We start from the raw sequence: 20,725 nt of genomic DNA, 5'->3' as shown, positions 1-20,725 counted from the left end.
GACTAGGTCCACGACGGTAGCCACATCATCGAGTGATACCAGGACTCGGGAATCATGAATCCGTAGAGGATAGGGGAGAAGTACGCGAACATGGCTACCACCAGCGCGGCGTAGCACACTGTGAGGAAGGTGCCCAGGGGGACCGCGGAGCCAAAGAGCGACGTAATCCACGGCCATGTGAGCTCGCGTCCACGACCAATCATTTGCCCCAAAGCGAGGGCGATAAGCACGATGACAAAGGGGATAAAAGCCGTGGCATAGAAGAAGTACATCTGGCGGTCAAAAACCATGAGCCACGGCAAGAAACCGGCTGCCGCGCCCACGAGTGGAATAAGGAAAGCTCGGTTGCGGCGCACGAGGAGCGACCACAGGCCCCACAGCACAGCGGGGATCACCAGCCACCAAATGGCGGGAGTACCAAAGAGGAACAGCATCTTGCGGCACTCGCCACCTCCCCGGCAGGTGAGGTCGGTGGAGGAGTAATAGAGAATGGGGCGCGCTGCCACCAGCCAGGCCCACGGCTTGGAGTCCCATGGGTGGCTGTGGCCGCCTGAGGATGTCAGTGAGGCGTGAAACTCCAATACTGAGGAGTGGTAGTAGAACCAGCCGGCAATCGGCTCTGGGAGGTGTAGGAGCCAAGAGCCCTCTTCGATGGTGCCGTCGACTTTGGCATGGCGGTATACAGCAGTCTCATCAGCAAACCACGCGCGCCATGACCACGCGTAGAGCGCCACGGGCACAGCAACGAGGGAAGCTAGTGCCGCCGGAGTATCGCGAATCAGAGTGCCGACGACATAGCGGCGAACGCCGTAGAGACGGCGTAGGGCCAGATCGGAAAAGACGCTCATGAGGCCGAAGAACATGATGTAGTACAGGCCAGACCACTTTATTGACAGGGTAAGGCCCAAGAAAACGCCGGCGGTGAAGCGCCACCAGCGGAAACCAAAACGCGGACCGAAGTCGGACGTTCCCATCGTCCCGGTGATGAATGCAGTGTGGAGGCGCTCACGCATCTGCTGGTGGTCGCGAGCTAGGGCCCACGCAGCGGCGACGACAAAGAAGACCTGGAAGATATCGAGCATGCCGAACTTTGAGGACACCAGCAGCACACCATCGCACACTGCTAGGAGACCCGCCAGGAAACCTACCTGCCAGGAACCAGAGAGACGGCGAGCCAGAGCCATGGTGAGCAGCACGGTGCCGACGCCGAAGAGGGCGGTCATGAACCGCCAGCCCATAGGGGTATAGCCAAAGACTGATTCGGAGAGCGCCACAATTTGCTTGGCGAGAGGCGGGTGCACCACAAGGCCGTATCCGGGGTTGGATTCGATGCCGCCCAAAAAGAGGTTATGCCAGCTGGTGACCATGTCCCAGGCTTGGGGAACGTAGTGCTTCTCATCGAAGACCGGGGTTCCTTCAGAGACTGGCGCCCGCAGGCCCGCGAAACGCGTGATGAACGCCAGCACGGCGATGATGGCCGTGCTGATGGTGTCCGAGCGGGTCCACACGTAGTGACGGGGTGCGGGCGGTGCCGGGCGGGTATAACGACCGGACACATCCTTGCGGTCCTGTCGGACGGGTCGGGCGATGGGCTCTGCGATACTCACTCGGAAGAGTTTAGCGTGCGTGTGCCATGCTGGGGAGTATGAGTCTTCAGCTTGAACCTTTGCCGCGCGGTGTCATTCTCGCCGCGACTCCTCTGGGCAATCCCGGTGATGCGTCCGCACGCCTCATTCAGGCGTTGGGCCACGCCGATATCATTGCCGCGGAAGATACCCGCCGCGTGCGCAATCTGGCCGCTGCCTTAGGGGCGGAGATCCGCGGCAAGGTGGTCTCCAATTTTGACCATAACGAGGCGGAACGCTCCCGCATGCTCGTGGACGCTGCCCGCACGGGTACGGTCCTCGTCGTCTCAGACGCCGGCATGCCGCTCGTGTCCGACCCTGGCCACTCCATTGTGGATGCTGCAGTGGAGGCGGGTGTTCCGGTCACCTGCTTCCCCGGACCTTCGGCAGTGCCTACTGCCTTGGCGCTCTCAGGCCTGGGTGTCGGGCACTTCCTTTTCGATGCCTTCCCTCCACGCAAACCTGGCCCCCGCAAGGCGTGGTTGGAGTCTTTGGTAGGTGAGCGCCGCGCGATTGCCTTCTTTGAGTCGCCACACCGCCTGGCGCAGACGCTTGCCGACGCCTCCTTAATCCTCGGCACCGAACGCCGCGCTGCCGTATGCCGCGAGCTGACTAAAACCTACGAAGAGGTCAAGCGCGGCACTTTGGGTGAGTTGGCGGAGTGGGCCGAAGAGAATGCGCGGGGCGAAATCACCGTGGTTATCGAAGGCGGCACGGCCGAACCGGCCTCGCTGGACGAGCTCGTAGCGCAGGTTCGCACCGAGGTCGACCGCGGTGTACGCGCCAAGGATGCGTGCAAGCAGGCGGCCGCCGGTACTGAGTGGTCAAACCGCGAACTGTATGACGCCTATCTTTCCGCCCGTGGTGAGCAGAAGCCGTAGGTGTGGGATTATCTAGCATCGACGGATGGTGGTGAGCACAGTCTCTTTTACGCCAATTGTTATCGCTTCGTTATAGATCCCGCCTGTGTTCACTCAGTGTGGTGGCCTAAAATGCGCCGTCATCTGCACAGTCGCGGGTGGTTGACGGCCCGGGATGGGGAAGGGGAGGCGTCGAAAAGCACAGGCCATGGCGCCCATTCCAGGCATATCTGCGGTCTACAGTGCATTTTTACGCAGTTCGCAGGTTGACTAGTTGGTGGGATAACACCAAGGTCTGAAGCTATGACAGACTCGACCAATGCAGACAAGCTAAAGGACACGGAGGTGTCGTCGGCCGTCCCAAGCGGAGCTAGCTCCCCGAACGCGGCGGATGGATACCATACCGTTGACGAGCGCCTCGAGGCTGCCTCGGCCACGAGCCAGCTCCAGGACATGCTCACCAACAAGTCCTTCAACCCAGACGACCACACGGTTCCGGCAGAAGAGAAGGACACGGCGGAGGAGGACTTTGGCCCCGGCGGTATTGACTCGCCAATCGATTGGACCATTGTGAGCTTCGCCGGCATCCTCGTCGCCGCGTTCGTGGCATGGGGACTTGCTGCACCGGATAACTTCGGTACTTTCGCCAGCAACGCGCTGAGCTTCGTGGTCAACAACTTTGGTTGGGCTTACGTGCTCTTCGGCACCATTTTCGTCGTCTTCGTGCTCTTCATCGCATTGTCGAAGTTCGGCACCATTCGCTTGGGTGAGATTAACGAAGAGCCCGAGTTCACCACGGTGTCGTGGATTGCCATGATGTTCGCCGCCGGTATGGGCATTGGTCTGATGTTCTATGGTGCGTCCGAGCCACTCAACTACTTCAAGAACGGCGTTCCCGGTCATGGTGAACATGAAGTCGGTACGGCCATGGCCACTGCTATGTTCCACTGGACGCTGCACCCATGGGCGGTCTACGCCATCGTCGGCCTGGCCATTGCGTACTCGACGTTCCGCATCGGCCGCAAGCAGCTGCTGAGCCAGACCTTTGTGCCGCTCATCGGTCAGCGCAATGCTGACGGTGCCGTGGGCAAGATCATTGACATCCTGGCCATCTTCGCCACTGTCTTCGGTACCGCCTGCTCCCTGGGTCTCGGCGCTACCCAGATCCAGGCGGGCCTTGAGGCATCCGGTCTCATTGAGAATCCGTCCCAGAGCGTGGTCATTGGCATCGTGCTCGTGCTGACCCTAGCCTTCATCCTGTCCGCGATGTCCGGCGTGGGCAAGGGCATTCAGTACCTTTCTAACGCCAACATGGTCCTGGCTGCCCTGCTGGCCATCTTCGTGTTCATCCTGGGCCCCACGGTGACGATCCTCAACCAGATCCCTGGCTCTATTGGTAACTACTTGGCCAACTTCACCGAGATGATCGCTCGCACCGCCGAGTCCAACAACGGTACTGCTGGTGAGTGGCTGTCCACGTGGACCATCTTCTACTGGGCATGGTGGGTCTCTTGGTCTCCGTTCGTTGGTATGTTCCTGGCCCGCATTTCCCGCGGCCGCTCCGTACGCGAATTCTGCATCGGTGTGCTCCTCGTACCGGCTGGTGTGTCCACCGTGTGGTTCGCCATCTTTGGCGGTACCGCCATCCACATGGAACAAAACGGCAACTCCATCTCGGGTGACTCGGCGGAGCAGGAGCTGTTTAATCTTCTGCAGAACCTCCCTGGTGGCTTCATCGCTGGCATTGTCGCCGCAATCCTACTGGCAACGTTCTTCATCACATCGGCAGACTCCGCGTCGACCGTCATGGGTTCCATGTCCCAGTCTGGTGCGACCACCGCTAAGCCGTGGCTGTCCGCCGTCTGGGGTGTGCTCACCGCTGCGGTTGGCCTGACCTTGTTGCTCTCTAGCGAGGATTCACTGTCCAACCTGCAGAATGTCACCATCGTGGCAGCCTTGCCCTTCCTTTTCATCGTCGTTGGCCTCATGTTTGCTATCTACAAGGACCTGAGCAATGACGTCATCTACCAGGAGTACCGCGAATCCCAGGCCTTCCAGCGCAAGCTGGCCCGCGAGCGTCGTCTGCACCGCGAGTTCCAGCGCGCACAGGCCTACAAGGAGCGTCGCCGCCAGCAGAAGCAGAAGCACTAACGTTTAAAACGCTGGCGAAGAGTCGCTCGTCAAGCGCCTCACCGCGCCCTCTTTTTACACCCCCTCACTGCACGTACGGTGAGGGGGTGTTCGATAGAGTAGAGGGCATGACTGAGACAGTTGTCGTTAATGTTGCTTGGCCTTATGCCAACGGACCCCGCCACATCGGACACGTGGCGGGCTTCGGCGTTCCTTCTGATGTGTTTGCCCGTTTCCAACGAATGCGCGGCAATGATGTTCTCATGGTCTCCGGTACGGATGAGCACGGCACCCCGCTGCTCGTTCAAGCCGATAAAGAAGGCGTGACCGTCCGCGAGCTAGCGGACCGCTACAACCGTCAGATTGTCACCGATCTGGCTGGGCTCGGCCTGTCTTATGACCTGTTTACCCGCACCACCACGCGCAACCACTACGCGGTAGTGCAGGAGCTGTTCAAGGGACTGTATGAGAACGGCTACATGATTAAGGAAACCACCAAGGGTGCCATTTCACCTTCCACCGGCCGTACTTTGCCGGACCGCTACATTGAAGGCACCTGTCCCATTTGCGGCGCCGACGGTGCCCGCGGTGATCAGTGCGATGAGTGCGGCAACCAGCTGGATCCGGTGGACCTCATCAACCCGGTGTCCAAGATTAACGGCGAAACGCCGGAATTCATTGAGACCGAGCACTTCCTGCTCGACCTTCCCTCCGTTAAGGACGCGCTTGAAAAGTGGCTCAAGACCCGTGAGGATTGGCGCCCGAATGTACTGAAGTTCTCCCTCAACCTGCTGGAGGATATGCGCCCGCGCACCATGACCCGCGATATTGACTGGGGTATCCCGATTCCGGTTGAGGGCTGGCAGGATAACGGCGCGAAGAAGCTATATGTCTGGTTTGATGCCGTCATCGGCTACTTGTCCTCCTCCATTGAGTGGGCCTACCGCACCGGCAACCCGGATGCGTGGAAGCAGTACTGGCAGAACCCGGAGGCTCGCCACTACTACTTCCAGGGCAAGGACAACATCACCTTCCACTCCCAGATTTGGCCGGCTGAGCTGTTGGGCTACGCCGGCAAGGGCTCCAAGGGCGGGGAGGAGCACACCTATGGTGAGCTGAACCTGCCCACGGAGATCGTGTCCTCGGAGTACCTGACTATGTCGGGCTCCAAGTTCTCCTCCTCCAAGGGTGTGGTCATTTATGTCAAGGACTTCCTCAAGGAGTTTGGTCCAGACGCCTTGCGCTACTTCATCTCGGTGGCTGGACCTGAAAACAATGACACCGACTTCACCTGGGATGAGTTCGTCCGCCGTATCAACAATGAGCTGGCGAATGGCTGGGGCAACCTGGTCAACCGCACTGTGTCCATGGCGTTCAAGAACTTCGGCGAAGTACCGGCACCGGCCGCTTTGGAACAGGCCGATAAGGATATTTTGGCGCTGTCTGAGGAGACCTTCGCCACCGCCGCGGAATTCCTTGAGCAGTCCAAGTTCAAGCAGGCTATGACTGCCATCATGCACGTTGTGGGTGAGGCCAATGCCTACGTTGCCGCCATGGAACCCTGGAAGCTGGCCAAGGATGAGACCCAGCGCGAGCGTCTGGCCACCGTCCTGTGGACGGCACTGCAGGTAGTGTCTGACTGCAACGTCATGCTCACACCGTTCCTGCCGTTTACTGCGCAGAAGGTGCACGAGACCCTAGGCCGCGAGGGCGAGTGGGCCGCGCAGCCACGTGTTGAGGACGTCGTTGACGATATTCCGGTTGAGCTCGTCGGCGTGAATCTCCCACCGGAGAACCACCCATACCCGATCATCACGGGTGACTACACAGGCCAGCAGGCAGTGTGGCAGCGCATCGACGTCACCCCCGGCACGGTGCTGCAGAAGCCGAAGCCACTCGTGGCCAAACTCGACCCTGAGCTCGGTGAAACCGGCCCGGAATGGGCCCCGGTCCAGAAGTAGTTCTCGTGGGTCAGGCGTTCCGGCGCACTCTTGCGCCTGCCTTGCTCTTTACCGTCGTGTGCCTCACTGCGGTAAATTTGCGATCCGGCATTGCATCAGTAGCGCCGGTTTTAGGGCAAATCCAAGACTACTTTGGCATTAGTTCCGGCGCAGCCGGTCTTCTTACCGCGCTGCCTGGATTGTGCTTTGCCGTGATGGGCCTAGCTGCCGTTCCTATTGCGCGCCGCGTGGGGTTAAGCCGGACTTTGGCAGCCGGAACGCTCTCGCTCGTTGTGGGGTTGGCGCTGCGCCCGTGGGTAGGTAGTTTCTCGCTGTTCGTCGCGCTCACCTTGTGCGTGGTGGCGGGGATTGCGTTGGCGAATATCCTGCTTCCGGCGTGGATTAAACAGCACGGCTCTGGCCGCACGCTGGTAGCGCTCATGACGACGTACACCACGATGCTGGGCGTCTCCAGCGCGTTGGGACCACTGTCGGCGGTGACGCAGCAGACTTGGCAAGGGGCATTGTGGGTATGGTGCCTGCCGGCAGTCGCTCAGCTTATCGCGTGGAGCGTGGTGCTGCCGCGCGCGGGACGCGATGTGGCACTCGGTGCGGTCGACGGTGCTGGCGCCCCACGCCCCATGTACACCTCGCCGACTGCTGTGGCGATGCTCTTCTTCTTTGGCCTGCAGTCCACCATGGCCTATGTCCAGATGGGTTGGCTGCCCCGCATGCTCGTGGACAAAGGCGTGGGGGAGAACACCGCGAGCGTGGCCTTAGCCATTATCGGTGTGTTCAATATTGTCGGCGGCGTGGTCATGCCGTGGCTCATTTCGCGGCTGGACCGGTTGGCACCTGTGCCCGTGGTGCTTGCCCTGTGTACGTGTGCAGGATGGGCCGGTGTGCTGCTGGCTGCCGACGCCGCCCCGCTAGCCTGGGCATCCCTCATGGGAATTGGCGGCATGTGCTTCCCCTTGGCACTGGCTCTTCTCACCGCCCGTACGCGCAGCGCGTTGACCACTGCGCGCTTGTCTGGCTTCGTTCAGCCCGGCGGCTACATCCTCGCGGGGCTCGTGCCGTTGCTTGTTGGCGTCGTGCGCGGCGCCACCGGCAACTGGACTGCCGTGCTTATCGGCCTCATGGTCCTCTCACTATGCATGCTGGTGGCAGGCCTGCGCGCGACGGCGCGGGTCTATATTGACGACGAGCTCGTGTCCTAGACGGCGCGCCACATCGCCGCGATGCACTCTGTATTCACTTCTTAAGGTGCCATCACGCCGCTGGCGGCACCGCACTAGGAACGGTCGAAGTCGCGCTGCAAGTGAACCAAGCCGAGGCGCACGCCGTCCTTAGTGTGGATGTTGGGCATGCGGCCGGTTTCTACGAAGCCGAACTTCTTGTGCAGGGCAATGGACGCCTCGTTGGTATCCACGATGTAGGTGATCATGGTCTGGACGTAGTCGTTGTCCTGCGCGTGATCCATGAGCGTGGCCATGAGCTCACTGCCCACGCCTTTGCCGCGTGCGGATTCAGCAATGTAGACGGAGTCCTCCGCAGTGCCGTAATAGATGGCGGGAGTAACGAACTGGAAGTACGCGGCCCAGCCGACGATTTCGTCGTCGTCCACGGCGACGAAAACGGGATAGTCGTCTTTCTCCATCTGTGCCAGCCACTGCTTGCGGTCCTCGACGGACTCCTGCCAGGTCACCAGGTTGGCCGCCGGCGTTGCGGCGGAAGCGGCGTTGTAGATGGTGGCGATGGAGGGGGCGTCGTCAAGCACTGCGGGGCGAACGTGCATACGGGTAATCCTTAAACCATGAGTTGCAAGTGGGCAAGGTCTAACCATTGCCCAGCTTTGCGGCTGACTTCTTTTAGAGTTACTACAGTGGCAAAGCCGAAGTTCTCATGCAACTTGATGGATGCGACGTCGCCCCGCCACGAGGAGTACCACTTTCCCAGCCGGGCCTTCGGAGCGAGGTGGGGGTGTGGTAGAGCGCCCAGCCCAACGTAGAGTGGCGGTCACTGCGGGGGACATCGGCGTTTACCGCTTCACCGATTAACCTGCGCGCAAGACTACACTCGCAGCCATGTCTAAAAAGAAGCCACGCCCCACGCCCGTGCCCGCCGAAGGTTTGAGCCAGCTTATCGACGCCCACACGCACCTCGCCTCCTGCCGCGACGCTGACGTCGACCTCGTTTCCCGCGCTCGTGCCGCTGGAGTTGAGCGCATCGTCACCGTAGGTGATGGTCTGGCAGAAGCGGAGAAGGCGCTGGCCGCGGCGCACGAGTTCGACAACGTGTACGCCGCGTGCGCGATTCACCCGACAAAGGCGCACGAACTAGATGAAGCTGCCCGCGCACGGCTGAGTGAGATGGCCGCGGACCCGCGCTGCGTGGCCATCGGTGAAACCGGCCTTGATACCTACTGGATCCACCACGAGCCGGAGCGCACTGCGCCGCTTGGCGTCCAGGAAGAAGCGCTGCGCTGGCATGCGGAGCTGGCGGCGAAGGTAGGAAAGACGCTCATGATCCACAACCGTGAGGCCGATGAGGACCTGATGCGAGTACTAGGGGAGTGTGCGGAGGCGCCGAAGGTGATGCTGCACTGTTTCTCCTCTCCGCTGGAGGTGGCCAAGGAAGCTCTTGAGCGCGGCTATGTGTTGTCCTTTGCCGGCAACGTGACCTTCAAACGCAACGAAGAGATGCGCCAAGCCGCGGCACTTGCGCCGGCGGGTCAGCTGCTTATTGAGACCGACGCGCCGTACATGACGCCAGAGCCTTTCCGCGGTGCGCGCAATGAGCCGTCGCTTATTGGCCACACTTATACCTGCATTGCTGAGGCGCGTGGTCAGGCCGTGGAAGAGTTGGCAGCTGAAGTGAAGGAAACCTTCGCGAGCGTCTTTGGAATCTAGCTACCTACCCGAGGTGTGACGATCTTCACTCCTTGAAAACCTGCTGCTCAGAGGTGGCGGGCGTGTTTGCTGTGACGAGTGTGCCGCCAGTGGTCGCGGCGTGTGAGGGCTTCTCGATCGTTACGCGCTGTTACCGTATTGTTATCCAAAGTTAGCCCGGTATCGATGTTGCCGGGGCGCGCATTCTGTCGCGCAGAATCAGCTGCCGGGCGGATGTCTGGCACGAAATACTGCAGAGACGAGTAGAGGTTTATGTCCCCGAAGAAGCAGATAAAGCGTATTAACAACTCCCGCTCCCTGCCGCTGCGTATGGCTACCGGCGGTGTCCTGGGCACCCTGGCTGTCGGCGGTGTTGTTGCTGTTGGCGCCCAGAAAGATGTCACCCTCGACATCAACGGTGAGACGACTACTCTGGCCACCTTTGCTGGTGACGTTAACAGCGCTTTGGAGGCCGCAGGCGTCGACGTGGCAGGCGATGACCTCGTCTACCCAGCGCTGTCCGAGGAGCTCGCTGATGGTGACTCCATCACGGTCCGTACTGCCAAGCCAGTAGCTGTGACCATTGATGGCGTGGAAACGCAGCTGTCCTCCACCGACCTCACCATTTCCGATCTGCTCGGTGGCCTCGACGGCATCGTGCCTGGCGCCGCGGTAACCTCCGGGTCGAAGACCGTTGAGGATGATGAGGTGGTGACCGAAGGTATGAACATCGAGGTAGTCTCCCCGAAGATTGTGAAGGTCTCCGATGCCGGCTCGGTCTCCTACGCCAGCATCGCTGCCAAGACCGTGGAGGACGCCCTCGAAGCTCGCGGCATCACCGTGGATAAGGATGACCGTGTCAGCCCCGCTCTGGATACCCCGGTCACCGCTGGCATGAGTATTACCGTGGACCGCGTTGAGGTCTCAGAGGAAGAGAAGACTGAAGACTTCGATGCTCCGGCTGACTACTTTGATGATCCGGAGCTTGAGGAAGGTTCCGAAGAGGTCCGCGAAGAGGGAACTCCAGGCTCGCGCACCGTGACCCGCAAGATCGTCAAGGTTAACGGTAAAGAAGAATCCAACGACGTCATCAAGGAAGACGTCCACACCGAGCCCGTAGCTGCACGTATTGCCCGCGGCACCAAGCCGAAGTCCACTGCCCCCGCCGTAGCTGAAGGTTCCGTCTGGGATGCTCTCGCACAGTGTGAGGCTACCGGTAACTGGTCTATCAACACCGGTAACGGTTTCTCCGGCGGCCTGCAGTTCACCCCGTCTACCTGGGCTGCCTTCGGCGGTAACGAGTACGCACCGCAGGCATGGCAGGCCACCCGTGAGCAGCAGATTGCCGTGGCTCAGAAGGTCCAGGCTGCTCAGGGCTGGGGCGCATGGCCTGCCTGCACCGCAAAACTCGGCCTGCGCTAAAATCTCGGCGCGCCGCGTATTAGTCTGGCAGACATGACACAACCCCACCTGCTGGGTCCAGTGGAGATCCGCGAGCTCGCTGCCGAGCTGGACGTCACCCCGACGAAGAAGCTGGGCCAGAACTTCCTCCATGACCCCAACACGATCCGGCGCATCGTTGCCTCCGCGGACCTTTCAGCTGAGGACCGCGTAGTGGAGGTTGGCCCGGGCCTCGGTTCGTTGACGCTGGGCCTGCTGGGGGAAGTCGCACACGTCACCGCAGTAGAGATTGATCCGCGCTTGGCTGCGAAGCTGCCGGAGACGGTGGCCCAGCGTGCTCCGGAGCAGGCAGATCGCCTCACCGTGGTGGAAAAAGACGCCCTTACCCTGGACAAAGGCGAGTTGGGCGAGCCCACAGCGCTCGTGGCCAACCTGCCCTATAACGTGGCCGTTCCAGTGCTGCTGCACGTGCTGGAGTTGTACCCTACAATCCGCCGTGTCCTCGTCATGGTCCAGCTGGAAGTGGCTGAGCGTCTCGCGGCTGCGCCGGGAAGCAAGGTCTACGGCGTGCCGAGTGTGAAGGCAGCCTTCTATGGGCCCGTGCGCCAAGCCGGCACAATTGGCAAAAACGTCTTCTGGCCCGCTCCTAAGATCGAGTCCGGTCTCGTGCGCATTGACTGCACGCGTCCCTATGACGAGGGACTGCGACCGCAGCTCTTCGCGCTTGTCGACGCCGCCTTTGCCCAACGCCGCAAGACTCTTCGGGCCGCGCTGGCCGGCCACTACGGCACCGCCGCAGCTGCCGAAGAAGCACTGCACGCAGCCGGTATCGATCCGCGCCTGCGCGGTGAGAAACTCGGCGTGGAGGACTTTGTCCGATTGGCGGGCGTATCATGAGCCAGCCACTCGCGCCGTCCTCACAGTTGTGGCAGGCCCGCGCACACGCCAAAGTCAATCTGCATCTTGGCGTCGGTGAAGCCCGCGAGGATGGATTTCATGAGCTAGCCACGGTTTTTCAGGCTCTTGAGGTGCATGACATCGTCAGCTATCGCTGGTCAGAAGACACCACGGTGGAGGTCACCGGCCGCCACGCACAAGGCGTGCCCGCCACGACAGATAACCTGGCTTGGCGTGCTGTGGAGCTGGTCGCCCAACGCCTCATGCTCCCAGCGACGGGCATCCTAACTATGGAGAAAAACATCCCTGCGGCGGGTGGCATGGCCGGCGGTTCGGCCGACGCCGCCGCAGCCTTGCTCCTTGCCAACCATGCATTAAGCACTGAATTCTCCCGAGAACCTGTAACCGAGGAGAAGCTTTTTGAACTCGCAGCGGAACTAGGCTCCGATGTTCCCTTCACGCTCCTGGGAGGTACTGCCTTGGGCCGGGGACGCGGCGAACTGCTTACTTCGATGATGTCGCGTGGTCGCTACATCTGGGCCATCATCACCAATGCCGAGGGACTCTCCACCCCAACGGTCTTCCACAAACTCGATGAGCTTCGTGCAGCTGGCCGCGGAAGCTCCCCGCACCTCGATACCGAAGCGGTTGGCCAAGCCCTTATTAGCGGCAACCCACGTGAACTTGCCGCAGCCATGCACAATGATCTCCAACCGGCCGCGCTGTCCTTGCGACCAGACTTGCGCAAAATCCTTGAGACCGGCGAAGCCGCTGGTGCTCTGAAAGGGATTGTCTCTGGCTCTGGCCCGACCTGTGCTTTCCTCTGTGAGGATGAGGAGACAGCCGTTGAAGTCGTGGCTCAGGTCTGTGCCGATAACCGCGGCACCCGCGGCCTGGTGACAACCGGCCCAGCTAGCGGCGCCACGCTGGTCTAAGCATCCGGCTAAAGGCGAATTGGAGGGGAGGCGCTACAGAACCGCCATTTCGACGGGTTTCATCTCTAGCGGAATGCGCTGTGGTTCCTTGTCTCCGAGCAGATCGACGATGACAAGCTCCTCTTTAGCGGCGTCCGTGATGTAGGCATAGCCATTGGCCGACTTCAAGATAGGTCCTGGCAGCTGCCATTCCTCATTTTCCTTCCACGGAGCAATAGCTTCGATCTTTTTCGTTACCTCGCCGGAGTCAGGGTCAATAATGTTGAGCTTGCCGTCGGTGGTGAGAACCAGTGCCTCCCCAAGTGGGCCGCGGGCCAAGGAGCGGAACCAATAAGATTCTCCGAGCTCGACTTTCTGGGCGGAGTAATCCTCGGTATTGATAAGAGCCACGGAGGTCGGGCGCTCGAACTCAGCGTCCTTTTCCGTCTTGTTGTCTGCCAAGATGACGTTGGACTCCTCGGAGCCGGCAGAGTTGCCTGAGCGCTGATAGCCGTCCTTGCCGGCATAGGCAGAAACATCCACTTTGTGGAAGTCACTGCCGTCGAAGACCACCGGTCCGTCTTCACATCCGAAGAAAAGCGTGCCGTTTCCGGCGGCTGCTTCGCCGTGTACGCCGGGGCATTCGGTAGTTTCTGCCAGGACTTTGCCGGACTTGTCTACGTGCTGAATGGTGTGGCGCTCGTCTTCAGTGCCCTTGGTGATGACCACCGAGCCATCCTTGAGCGGTACGGCCACGCCGTGATGAGCTGCACCAGTCTCAACGGTGTTGACCGGCTTGGCGTCCGCATTGCCTATCTCCTCCGTCGCGTAGATTTTCGCCACGCCGTCACCATCGGAGAAGAGCGCGGTAAAGCCGTCATGATGCACCACGTGCCCAGCATGAGGGGCGTCCACGGAAACGTCGCCAAGCTTCGGCTCCGCCGTGTAATAGTGCTTGTGGTCTCCGTGTGGTTTGGTGATGCGCCCAGTATCGAAGGTGAGGAAACTATCGCCCTTGGTCACCATGACATGGCGGTTATCGCCGGCATCGTTGAGGCGCAGGAAGGCCTTCATGTCTTCGCTGCCAATCACCTCGCCGCTCTCGGCATCGATAGTGGTGAGACCATCTTTGTGGGAAAGCACAATGCGCGTGGGTAGCTGCGCTACCTCGGTCTCACCTTCAGCGGACTCGAACCCATCGTGGCTGTGCTCTGAGCCAGCGGCCGTGGGCTCAGTGCTGTGTGGGGAAGCGCTCTCTTGGTCAGAGGCGGAGCAGGACGTGATGGCAAGTGTGGCTGCGGATAGTGCAGCGCACAGGGGTAGGGTGTGGTTCTTCATAGAGAACGACACTATTGAAAGCGAAAATCACATTCAATAAGTTTTGTGGTGCGGGGGTAATCGTAGCGAGGCACTAAGATAGATCCTCGTTATGGCGAACCTCATCAACCTCGAAAACGTAACCAAATCTTTTGGTCTCAAGACCCTTCTCAACGGGGTCTCCCTGGGTGTCCAAACCGGCGACCGGATTGGCATCGTCGGTGTCAACGGTGGCGGAAAGACGACACTGCTGGAGGTCCTTACCGGCATCGAGCCGCCGGACTCGGGCCGCGTATCTCATAACTCGGACTTGCGTATGGCTGTGGTGACGCAGCGTTTTGAGGTCGACGAGTCGCTCACCATTTCCCAGGTCATTATCGAGCCGCTGGGTTTGGAGACTTTCGAGTGGGCCTCCAATGCCAAGGTGCGCGATGTCTTGGGCGGACTGGGAATTGTTGACCTCGGCCTCGACACGCAGGTGGGTTCACTATCTGGTGGTGAGCGCCGACGCGTCAACCTGGCCGCAGCGCTCGTGCAGGATCTCGACGCCGTGGTGCTCGACGAGCCCACCAACCACCTGGACGTGGAAGGTGTGCAGTGGCTGGCCAATCATCTGCTGTCCCGCAAACTGGCGGTTATCGTCGTGACGCACGACCGCTGGTTCCTCGACACCGTGGCCACTACGACCTGGGAGGTGCACGACGGTGTTGTTGATGCCTATGAAGGCGGTTACAACGACTGGACTTTCGCCCGAGCTGAACGTGCCCGCCAGGCCGATGCTATCGAGCAGCGCCGTCAGAACTTAGCGCGTAAGGAGCTGGCGTGGTTGCGCCGCGGTGCACCTGCCCGCACGTCCAAACCGCGCTACCGCATTGAGGCCGCCGAGGCGATTATTGCGGACGTCCCAGCGCCGCGCGACAAGGTCGAGCTCATGGCCTTCTCCAAGCAGCGCCAGGGCCGAGTCGTTATTGAACTCGAGGATGCGAAAATCACGACGCCGGATGGCCGCACGCTGGTAGATCACCTCACGTGGAGGCTGGCTCCAGGCGAGCGCATTGGCCTCGTCGGCGTCAACGGCTCAGGCAAGACCACGCTGCTGCGCGCCCTCGCCGGCGAGGTGGAACTGGCAGCCGGCAAGCGCATTGAGGGCAAGACAGTGCGCCTGGGCTGGCTGCGTCAAGAGCTCGATGATTTGGATCCGGAGCGCAGGCTTCTCGACGCCGTCGAGGACGTCGCCACCTATGTCCAGTTGGGCAAGAAGGAGCTGTCTGCCTCCCAGTTGGCCGAACGTCTAGGCTTTTCGGCCAAGCGCCAGCGCACTCCGGTAGGCGACCTCTCTGGTGGTGAGCGCCGCCGACTGCAACTGACTCGTGTTCTCATGGCAGAACCAAACGTGCTGCTTCTCGACGAGCCCACGAACGACCTCGATATCGACACCCTCCAGGAACTGGAGTCCCTCCTGGATTCCTGGCCGGGCACCATGGTGGTCATTTCGCACGACCGCTACCTCATTGAGCGCATTGCGGATAACACCTATGCCTTGTTTGGGGATGGCAAGCTCACCAACCTGCCGGGCGGAATCGAGGAGTACCTGCGCCGCCGCCAGCAGATGGAGGCGGCTGCTTCCCGCGGCGTTATTGACCTTGGTGAGAAGTCCACGCCGACTGGCTCAGACACAGGTGGTGCCTCGACTGATGCGACTGTGTCTGAGAACGCAGCCCCAGTCAAGCGCTTGAGCTCTCAAGAAGAACGCGAGCTGACTAAGAAGATGAACGCGCTGGAGCGCAAAATGGCCAAGCTCGATGAGAAGACTTCACAGCTCAACGAGAAGATGGCCGATGCAGCCGAGAAGATGGCCTCCGGCGACGGCGACTCCGCAGAGCTCTCCCGGCTGGATTCTGAGCTCAAGGCTGTAGCCGCCGAGCGCGAAGAGTTAGAGATGGAATGGCTGGAGCTAGGGGAGCAGCTCGAGGGATAGAGACGGAAGCGGAAAGAGCGGGTTTAGCCGAAAAGCGCGGCAATGCCGAGCATGGCGGGTAAAGAGAGGAACGTGGTGAGGAAAACCGTATCGCGCGCGACGGTTTCTCCCACCTGGTAGGTGGCGGCGTAGTTGTAGACATTCTGCGCGGTCGGAAGCGCCGCCAAAATCAGCGCCGCGTAGAGCTCGTTGCCGCTGAGCCCGAAGGTTAAACCTGCGACGAGGGCGATGGCCGGCATGCCAATGAGCTTGAGTGCCGTTGCCACGATGGTGGGCAGGCGATCGTTGTTGAGCAACGAATCACCCTTCAGGGAAGCACCGAAGCTCATGAGGATCATGGGGATGGAGGCTCCTCCAAGGATTTCCATTGGGGCCATGATGACATCCGGTACCGTCCACCCGACAGCAGACACGATGAATCCCAAGACGGCAGCGATGACTACGGGTGCGGTAACACCTGACATCACCGAACTTATGACTGAGCACAGATTCGTTCCCTGCGCATTGAGACCAGCGATAATAAAAGGTGAGAGCACCGCCATCTGCAGCACCAACGCGGGCACGACGAAAGTGGCATCACCGATGACGTAGGTGGCGATGGGCAGGCCAATGTTGACGGAATTGTAGTAGCTCGAAGCCGCCGCACCCGCCATGGTTTCCGCGCCGCTGCGGCGAAAGAAGAACATGCTCAGAAGGCCGTAGACGCCCATTGTCGCCACCGACGCGACAGCGATAACTGCCACAACGGGCGAGGCAGATGCTGAGGTATCGGACTGCGCCACGCTGGAGAAAATCAGTGCGGGCGTTGCCGCCCAGAAAGCGACACGGTTGAACTGCAAGCGGGCTTCGCCTTTGCCGATGACACCTTTGTGTGCCAGTACGAAGCCCACAGCGATAACCACGAAGATAATCGCAAAGCCCGTTAGGACATCTAGCACTAGTGATCAACCTCTCGGACGCGTTCTAGGAGGCGTCATAGATTTCAGAAACAACGCCTTGGAGCATAACAATGCCATATCGAATGTCCTGTGGGACTGCGAGGTTAGTTCACACAGGAAGCGATTGTATGGCACGGTAGAGGACATGAATGCATTCCGTCGTGTTTCCCGTCTGTCTACCACCGCTGCCCTGACCGCAGTGTTGGCTGTTTCCGGCGCTTCCGCTGCGCAGGCGCAAGATATTAATCAGCTGTCCTCTCAGGCGACTGAGCAGATTAACTCCCTCCAGATTGAGCTGCCTGCTCAGGCTTATGACTTGGCCGAGCAGTACAACGTTAAGTTGCCGCCGTTCGTGAAGACACCGACCCCGTCCGTGGCGAACGAGCTCGTAGGTGCTACCCATTCTCACCTGCTGAAGCAGGGGCACCACGCTGATGACAACGCGAAGAAGATCGCTCAGGAGTGGGCTGACCAGGCGGCTGCCGGCAAGGTTACCTTCCATGACAACGCAGGTGACGGCCTGACCCACTTGGAGGAAGGCAGCGGCAATATTTACAAGCTCACCGAGTCTGAGGCTAAGGACCGCGTGAAGTGGCTCAACCGCGATGTTCCGGTTACCAAGACTGATGGCACCGGCTTCGGCGTTGCCCAGGCCTTCGACGGCAAGTACGTCTATGTGGCGGAGTACTTCTTCAACAAGTAATTCACCACGAGCCTTATTCTCCGGCCCTGCTTTACTATGGCGTGAATAAACCGCTATGGGCAGGGCCTTCTGCACGTTTTCAGGGAGATAGTTACAGTGGGGCCCATGGTTTTGATCAACGTACAGTTCCACGTCAAGCCCGAGTACGCCGAGACCTTCCTCGATGAGATCGACTGGTACACCAAGGCCTGCCAGGCTGAGCCCGGCTGCATCGACTTCAAGTGGTTCCGCGATCCGGAAGACAAACAGCGCTTCCTCCTGCTCGAGTCCTACAAGGATGGCACCGACGTTGACCACGTCAACACCGAGCACTTCAAGCGTTCCTGCGAGGAGCTCCCGAAGTACCTGGTTGAGACCCCGGACATCATCAATACCCACATTGATGGAAAAACTGAGTGGGACAAGATGAGCGAGTTCTCCGTCGACTAAGACGCTGCCTCAGACTCATTGAGGCCCATCACGGAGAAAAGCGCCGCTTTCGAGCGGCGCTTTTCAGCATTTCAAGGGCATAAGGCAGGTCTAACTCCGCTGAGGGTGGGTCAAGCTTCGCACGCGGTCTCGAGAGACGTGTCGCCGTTGGCGTACTGCTCAAGGGTCTCTTCAAAGGATTCGGCGTAGAGGTTCGCGCCTTCGGGCAGTGGATGCACGCCGTCGTCGTACATCAGCGCAGGGTTCTCTTGGGCAGTGCCGCACCAATCCGCCAGGTACACGTTCTCGCGCTGCGATGCTGCTTGCACGATCTCTGAGCGTGCTTGGCCCATCCAATCACGGTCGCCATAGGGCACAGCGAAGACCACGGTGCGCTCAGGGCCCACAATGTCGAGCAACTCATCCAAGCGTCCCGCATCTGCAGCGCCATTGGTTCCGAGCCCCAAGAAGACCGTTGAGCGCAGTTGCCCAGAATCCTTCAGAGCGCGCAGCGAATCAATGGCCTCAGAGTATTGGCGGGAGACTGCAGCATCAATGAGGATGCCTGGGAATCGCTCCGTGAGGGCTTCGGAAGACGCGAGCATGACGGAATCACCCAACGCAGTAATCTCTGCTCCGGTGGGCAGGGAGCGCTTCTCCTTCGGCTTGTCAGTAGGCTGAGCAGGCGCTGACGCTGCCGCCTGCTCATTGGCTTGCGCCATGCGCTCCAGTTCGCGCTCGAGCTCCGTTTTATCCTCAGAGGTCGCCACACCATAGACCACGCCAAGGGCAGAGAGCACAACGAGTGCTGGCACAACTGGCCACATGGCTTTGCCAAAGCCCACTTTTATCTCATGCAAACTGGGGCGGGCAGCCCAGTAATCGTGCCACGTCTTGACATAGCCGCCGCGGCGGAAGGGGTTCTCTACAAATTGGTACGTCACTTCCGCCAGAACGAAAGATAGCGGCAGGGCGAGAATGCCTAGTGCCCACGACGGCGCGTCGGATACGGCGACGAGAATCATGATGATGGGCCAGTGCCACAAGTACAGCGAGAAGGAACGCTGTCCCAGCCATCGCATGACGCGGGTACCGAAGAACCACGTCAGGGGGCCGGTTTCGCGCACCACTGCCCAGATCATCGCGGCGCCCAGCACGCTGGTGAGGACGAGGCCTCCGCGGTAGGTGAACTCGCGGTCCGCACCCATCCACACCAGCTGTGCAAGGTAGGCGAGCAAAGCAAGGGTTCCAACGGTACTGGCAAGGACGCCTTTGCTTGTCGACGCCCACGAGTCCGCCCCAGCCTCTTTCGACGTCGAGGTGAGCATGAAGGACAAAAGTGCACCGACCAGTAGGCCGAAGGCGTGGGTATCAGTGCCGTAGTACACGCGGGTGGGATCGTCGCCCGGTGCGAAGAGGAAAGCCATGGCCAGGGCAGACGCCGTCGCAAGCACCAGTGCCACCGCGATGGGCAGGCGTGTGGGCTTACGGCGCGAAACAGCGAAGACGCCTGTCATGAGCAGCGGCCAGATGAGGTAGAACTGCTCCTCCACCGCGAGCGACCAATAATGGGCAAAGACCTGCACTTCGTTGGGCGCGAAGTAGGTTTGGCTGGTGGCGATCTGAGTCCAGTTGTTGACGAAGAACAGGGTGCCGAGGAATTGCTCTCGGATACCAACAGCAAGGTCACCCCCAATGGCCGAAACCACCGCGGTACACAGACACAGAACCACAAGCGCGGCGGGAAGAATTCGCCGAAAGCGCCTTATCCAAAAATCTGTGAGGCTAATGCGCCCAGTAACGTTGAATTCGCGAATCAACAGTGACGTGATGAGGAATCCAGAGAGGACAAAGAACATGTCCACGCCCAGGTAGCCGCCGGGCAGCAGATCACCGAAGAAGTGGTAAATCACCACGGCTACCACTGCAAGGCCGCGCAGACCATCAAGCCCCGGAACTTGGCGCAAGCGGGCGCGCCGCTGCTGCTTGACGGTAGCTGATTCTTTCGGCACCGCCAGCACGTCGGTAGTACCGTCGTCAGCGTGCACACGGGCAGTAGCACGGCGCTGTTCGCGAGTAGCTTTGGTGGGCTTGAGTTGCCTTTCAGTAGGCGTCCCGACGGGTTGAGAGCGGCGTGCTAGTGCACGTGAAATCTCCGCGTCGGGTGCTTCCTTAGCCGGTTGCGGTTCGGGAAGTGCTGTTGCTTCCTTCGCAGTTGCTGCAGGCGTTGCCGTGTCCTTCGCTGCAGCGGACTGAGCTTTAGTAGGGGATTCGGCAGTGACAGGGCGCTGGGGTGTGACCGCCCGCGGGATGTGGCGGCGTCGGCGGGGTTTATTGTCCTCAGCCTCCTCGCGGGCCTTGGTGAGCTGTGCCTTCCGCACGGCGGAGGCCTTCGGGAGGGAGGCTGCGTTCAGCTCAAGTGAGGAATTATCGCTGCGCTGCGGGCGCCTGCGTTTCGGCGCAGGCGATAGCTTTGACGCGGACTTCGGCTCCGGCGCAGACTCTGCCTTCGGCGCCGACTTAGCCTTTGGCGCCGTCACTGTCGTCGGCACGGCCGGCGGGGGAGAGACAGGGGAAGAAGCAGTGGACTTTGAGGGACTTGAGGAAGACTTCTCGCGCTTCGTCGATCCAGACAACATCGACCGCAGAAAATTCTTCACGACAACACTCCGCACGTGGGGATCAGAGGGCTAGGGAACCCGAGTAATCCTACTCCGGAGAAG

The 20,725-nt window shown here is 60.4% G+C and carries 17 protein-coding genes; 12 read left to right on the top strand and 5 right to left on the bottom strand.

Features of this window, described 5'->3' with window-relative positions:
• Nucleotides 1–2 precede the first annotated feature (2 nt).
• Nucleotides 3–1,589, bottom strand: a complete 1,587-nt coding sequence (locus I6J72_RS07065; RefSeq protein WP_204100474.1) for a dolichyl-phosphate-mannose--protein mannosyltransferase — start codon at nucleotides 1,587–1,589, stop codon at nucleotides 3–5.
• Nucleotides 1,590–1,645: 56 nt separating this feature from the next.
• Between I6J72_RS07065 and rsmI the strand changes: the two genes are divergently transcribed.
• The 4 genes from rsmI to I6J72_RS07045 all read left to right on the top strand — a co-directional run bounded on the left by rsmI (nucleotide 1,646) and on the right by I6J72_RS07045 (nucleotide 7,775).
• Nucleotides 1,646–2,506 (top strand): 16S rRNA (cytidine(1402)-2'-O)-methyltransferase, encoded by an 861-nt coding sequence (rsmI, locus tag I6J72_RS07060; RefSeq protein WP_204098687.1) that lies wholly within the window; start codon nucleotides 1,646–1,648, stop codon nucleotides 2,504–2,506.
• Between the two features lie 282 nt (nucleotides 2,507–2,788).
• Nucleotides 2,789–4,636, top strand: a complete 1,848-nt coding sequence (locus I6J72_RS07055; RefSeq protein ID WP_204098686.1) for a BCCT family transporter — start codon at nucleotides 2,789–2,791, stop codon at nucleotides 4,634–4,636.
• A gap of 107 nt (nucleotides 4,637–4,743) precedes the next feature.
• Entirely contained in the window at nucleotides 4,744–6,576 is a 1,833-nt protein-coding gene (gene metG, locus I6J72_RS07050) for a methionine--tRNA ligase (RefSeq protein ID WP_204098685.1), read from the top strand.
• Nucleotides 6,577–6,581: 5 nt separating this feature from the next.
• The gene (locus tag I6J72_RS07045) at nucleotides 6,582–7,775 is read left to right on the top strand and encodes an MFS transporter (RefSeq protein WP_204098684.1); all 1,194 of its coding nucleotides are present in this window, start codon (nucleotides 6,582–6,584) and stop codon (nucleotides 7,773–7,775) included.
• 74 nt (nucleotides 7,776–7,849) lie between these two features.
• Here I6J72_RS07045 and I6J72_RS07040 read toward each other — a convergent pair whose 3' ends face one another.
• Nucleotides 7,850–8,353: a GNAT family N-acetyltransferase gene (locus tag I6J72_RS07040; RefSeq protein WP_070671598.1), complete on the bottom strand. Its 504-nt coding sequence runs from the start codon at nucleotides 8,351–8,353 to the stop codon at nucleotides 7,850–7,852.
• A gap of 289 nt (nucleotides 8,354–8,642) precedes the next feature.
• Here I6J72_RS07040 and I6J72_RS07035 point away from each other — a divergent pair, with 289 nt between their 5' ends.
• The 4 genes from I6J72_RS07035 to I6J72_RS07020 all read left to right on the top strand — a co-directional run bounded on the left by I6J72_RS07035 (nucleotide 8,643) and on the right by I6J72_RS07020 (nucleotide 12,679).
• On the top strand, nucleotides 8,643–9,467 hold the full coding sequence (locus I6J72_RS07035) for a TatD family hydrolase (RefSeq protein WP_204098683.1): 825 nt from the start codon (nucleotides 8,643–8,645) through the stop codon (nucleotides 9,465–9,467).
• Nucleotides 9,468–9,719: 252 nt separating this feature from the next.
• On the top strand, nucleotides 9,720–10,868 hold the full coding sequence (locus I6J72_RS07030) for a resuscitation-promoting factor (RefSeq protein ID WP_204098682.1): 1,149 nt from the start codon (nucleotides 9,720–9,722) through the stop codon (nucleotides 10,866–10,868).
• 33 nt (nucleotides 10,869–10,901) lie between these two features.
• Entirely contained in the window at nucleotides 10,902–11,744 is an 843-nt protein-coding gene (gene rsmA / locus I6J72_RS07025; protein WP_204098681.1) for a 16S rRNA (adenine(1518)-N(6)/adenine(1519)-N(6))-dimethyltransferase RsmA, read from the top strand.
• On the top strand, nucleotides 11,741–12,679 hold the full coding sequence (locus tag I6J72_RS07020; protein ID WP_204098680.1) for a 4-(cytidine 5'-diphospho)-2-C-methyl-D-erythritol kinase: 939 nt from the start codon (nucleotides 11,741–11,743) through the stop codon (nucleotides 12,677–12,679). The genes rsmA and I6J72_RS07020 overlap by 4 nt, the downstream gene beginning before the upstream one ends.
• Before the next feature lie 33 nt (nucleotides 12,680–12,712).
• On the opposite strand, the gene I6J72_RS07015 is transcribed toward I6J72_RS07020, so the two are convergent.
• The gene (locus I6J72_RS07015; RefSeq protein ID WP_204098679.1) at nucleotides 12,713–13,996 is read right to left on the bottom strand and encodes a hypothetical protein; all 1,284 of its coding nucleotides are present in this window, start codon (nucleotides 13,994–13,996) and stop codon (nucleotides 12,713–12,715) included.
• 91 nt (nucleotides 13,997–14,087) lie between these two features.
• Here I6J72_RS07015 and I6J72_RS07010 point away from each other — a divergent pair, with 91 nt between their 5' ends.
• Nucleotides 14,088–15,953 carry an ABC-F family ATP-binding cassette domain-containing protein gene (locus I6J72_RS07010; RefSeq protein WP_204098678.1) on the top strand — a complete coding sequence of 622 codons (1,866 nt, stop codon included), beginning with the start codon at nucleotides 14,088–14,090 and terminating at the stop codon, nucleotides 15,951–15,953.
• Nucleotides 15,954–15,976: 23 nt separating this feature from the next.
• On the opposite strand, the gene I6J72_RS07005 is transcribed toward I6J72_RS07010, so the two are convergent.
• Nucleotides 15,977–16,891, bottom strand: coding sequence for an AEC family transporter (locus tag I6J72_RS07005; protein WP_204098677.1), 915 nt, complete (start codon nucleotides 16,889–16,891; stop codon nucleotides 15,977–15,979).
• A 145-nt stretch (nucleotides 16,892–17,036) separates the two neighbouring features.
• Here I6J72_RS07005 and I6J72_RS07000 point away from each other — a divergent pair, with 145 nt between their 5' ends.
• Complete coding sequence (locus I6J72_RS07000; RefSeq protein WP_239107231.1) at nucleotides 17,037–17,594, top strand: hypothetical protein; 558 nt, start codon at nucleotides 17,037–17,039, stop codon at nucleotides 17,592–17,594.
• 105 nt (nucleotides 17,595–17,699) lie between these two features.
• Nucleotides 17,700–18,023, top strand: a complete 324-nt coding sequence (locus I6J72_RS06995; RefSeq protein WP_204098676.1) for a putative quinol monooxygenase — start codon at nucleotides 17,700–17,702, stop codon at nucleotides 18,021–18,023.
• A gap of 110 nt (nucleotides 18,024–18,133) precedes the next feature.
• On the opposite strand, the gene I6J72_RS06990 is transcribed toward I6J72_RS06995, so the two are convergent.
• Nucleotides 18,134–20,383 carry an acyltransferase family protein gene (locus I6J72_RS06990; protein WP_239107229.1) on the bottom strand — a complete coding sequence of 750 codons (2,250 nt, stop codon included), beginning with the start codon at nucleotides 20,381–20,383 and terminating at the stop codon, nucleotides 18,134–18,136.
• Between I6J72_RS06990 and I6J72_RS13135 the strand changes: the two genes are divergently transcribed.
• Nucleotides 20,361–20,696 carry a hypothetical protein gene (locus tag I6J72_RS13135; RefSeq protein ID WP_239107227.1) on the top strand — a complete coding sequence of 112 codons (336 nt, stop codon included), beginning with the start codon at nucleotides 20,361–20,363 and terminating at the stop codon, nucleotides 20,694–20,696. The genes I6J72_RS06990 and I6J72_RS13135 overlap by 23 nt on opposite strands.
• The last annotated feature ends 29 nt before the right edge of the window (nucleotides 20,697–20,725 follow it).

The organism is Corynebacterium sp. FDAARGOS 1242, assembly GCF_016889985.1.
Taxonomy (GTDB): Bacteria; Actinomycetota; Actinomycetes; order Mycobacteriales; family Mycobacteriaceae; genus Corynebacterium; species Corynebacterium minutissimum_B.
This window is presented reverse-complemented; position numbering and strand designations above follow the sequence as displayed.

Excerpts from the sequence above, each read along its gene's own strand:
- rsmI (WP_204098687.1), top strand. The coding sequence starts at position 1,646 with ATGAGTCTTCAGCTTGAACCTTTGCCGCGCGGTGTCATTCTCGCCGCG.
- I6J72_RS07055 (WP_204098686.1), top strand. The coding sequence starts at position 2,789 with ATGACAGACTCGACCAATGCAGACAAGCTAAAGGACACGGAGGTGTCG.
- metG (WP_204098685.1), top strand. The coding sequence starts at position 4,744 with ATGACTGAGACAGTTGTCGTTAATGTTGCTTGGCCTTATGCCAACGGA.
- I6J72_RS07040 (WP_070671598.1), bottom strand. The coding sequence starts at position 8,353 with ATGCACGTTCGCCCCGCAGTGCTTGACGACGCCCCCTCCATCGCCACC.
- I6J72_RS07035 (WP_204098683.1), top strand. The coding sequence starts at position 8,643 with ATGTCTAAAAAGAAGCCACGCCCCACGCCCGTGCCCGCCGAAGGTTTG.
- I6J72_RS07030 (WP_204098682.1), top strand. The coding sequence starts at position 9,720 with ATGTCCCCGAAGAAGCAGATAAAGCGTATTAACAACTCCCGCTCCCTG.
- rsmA (WP_204098681.1), top strand. The coding sequence starts at position 10,902 with ATGACACAACCCCACCTGCTGGGTCCAGTGGAGATCCGCGAGCTCGCT.
- I6J72_RS07020 (WP_204098680.1), top strand. The coding sequence starts at position 11,741 with ATGAGCCAGCCACTCGCGCCGTCCTCACAGTTGTGGCAGGCCCGCGCA.
- I6J72_RS07015 (WP_204098679.1), bottom strand. The coding sequence starts at position 13,996 with ATGAAGAACCACACCCTACCCCTGTGCGCTGCACTATCCGCAGCCACA.
- I6J72_RS07010 (WP_204098678.1), top strand. The coding sequence starts at position 14,088 with ATGGCGAACCTCATCAACCTCGAAAACGTAACCAAATCTTTTGGTCTC.
- I6J72_RS07000 (WP_239107231.1), top strand. The coding sequence starts at position 17,037 with ATGAATGCATTCCGTCGTGTTTCCCGTCTGTCTACCACCGCTGCCCTG.
- I6J72_RS06995 (WP_204098676.1), top strand. The coding sequence starts at position 17,700 with ATGGTTTTGATCAACGTACAGTTCCACGTCAAGCCCGAGTACGCCGAG.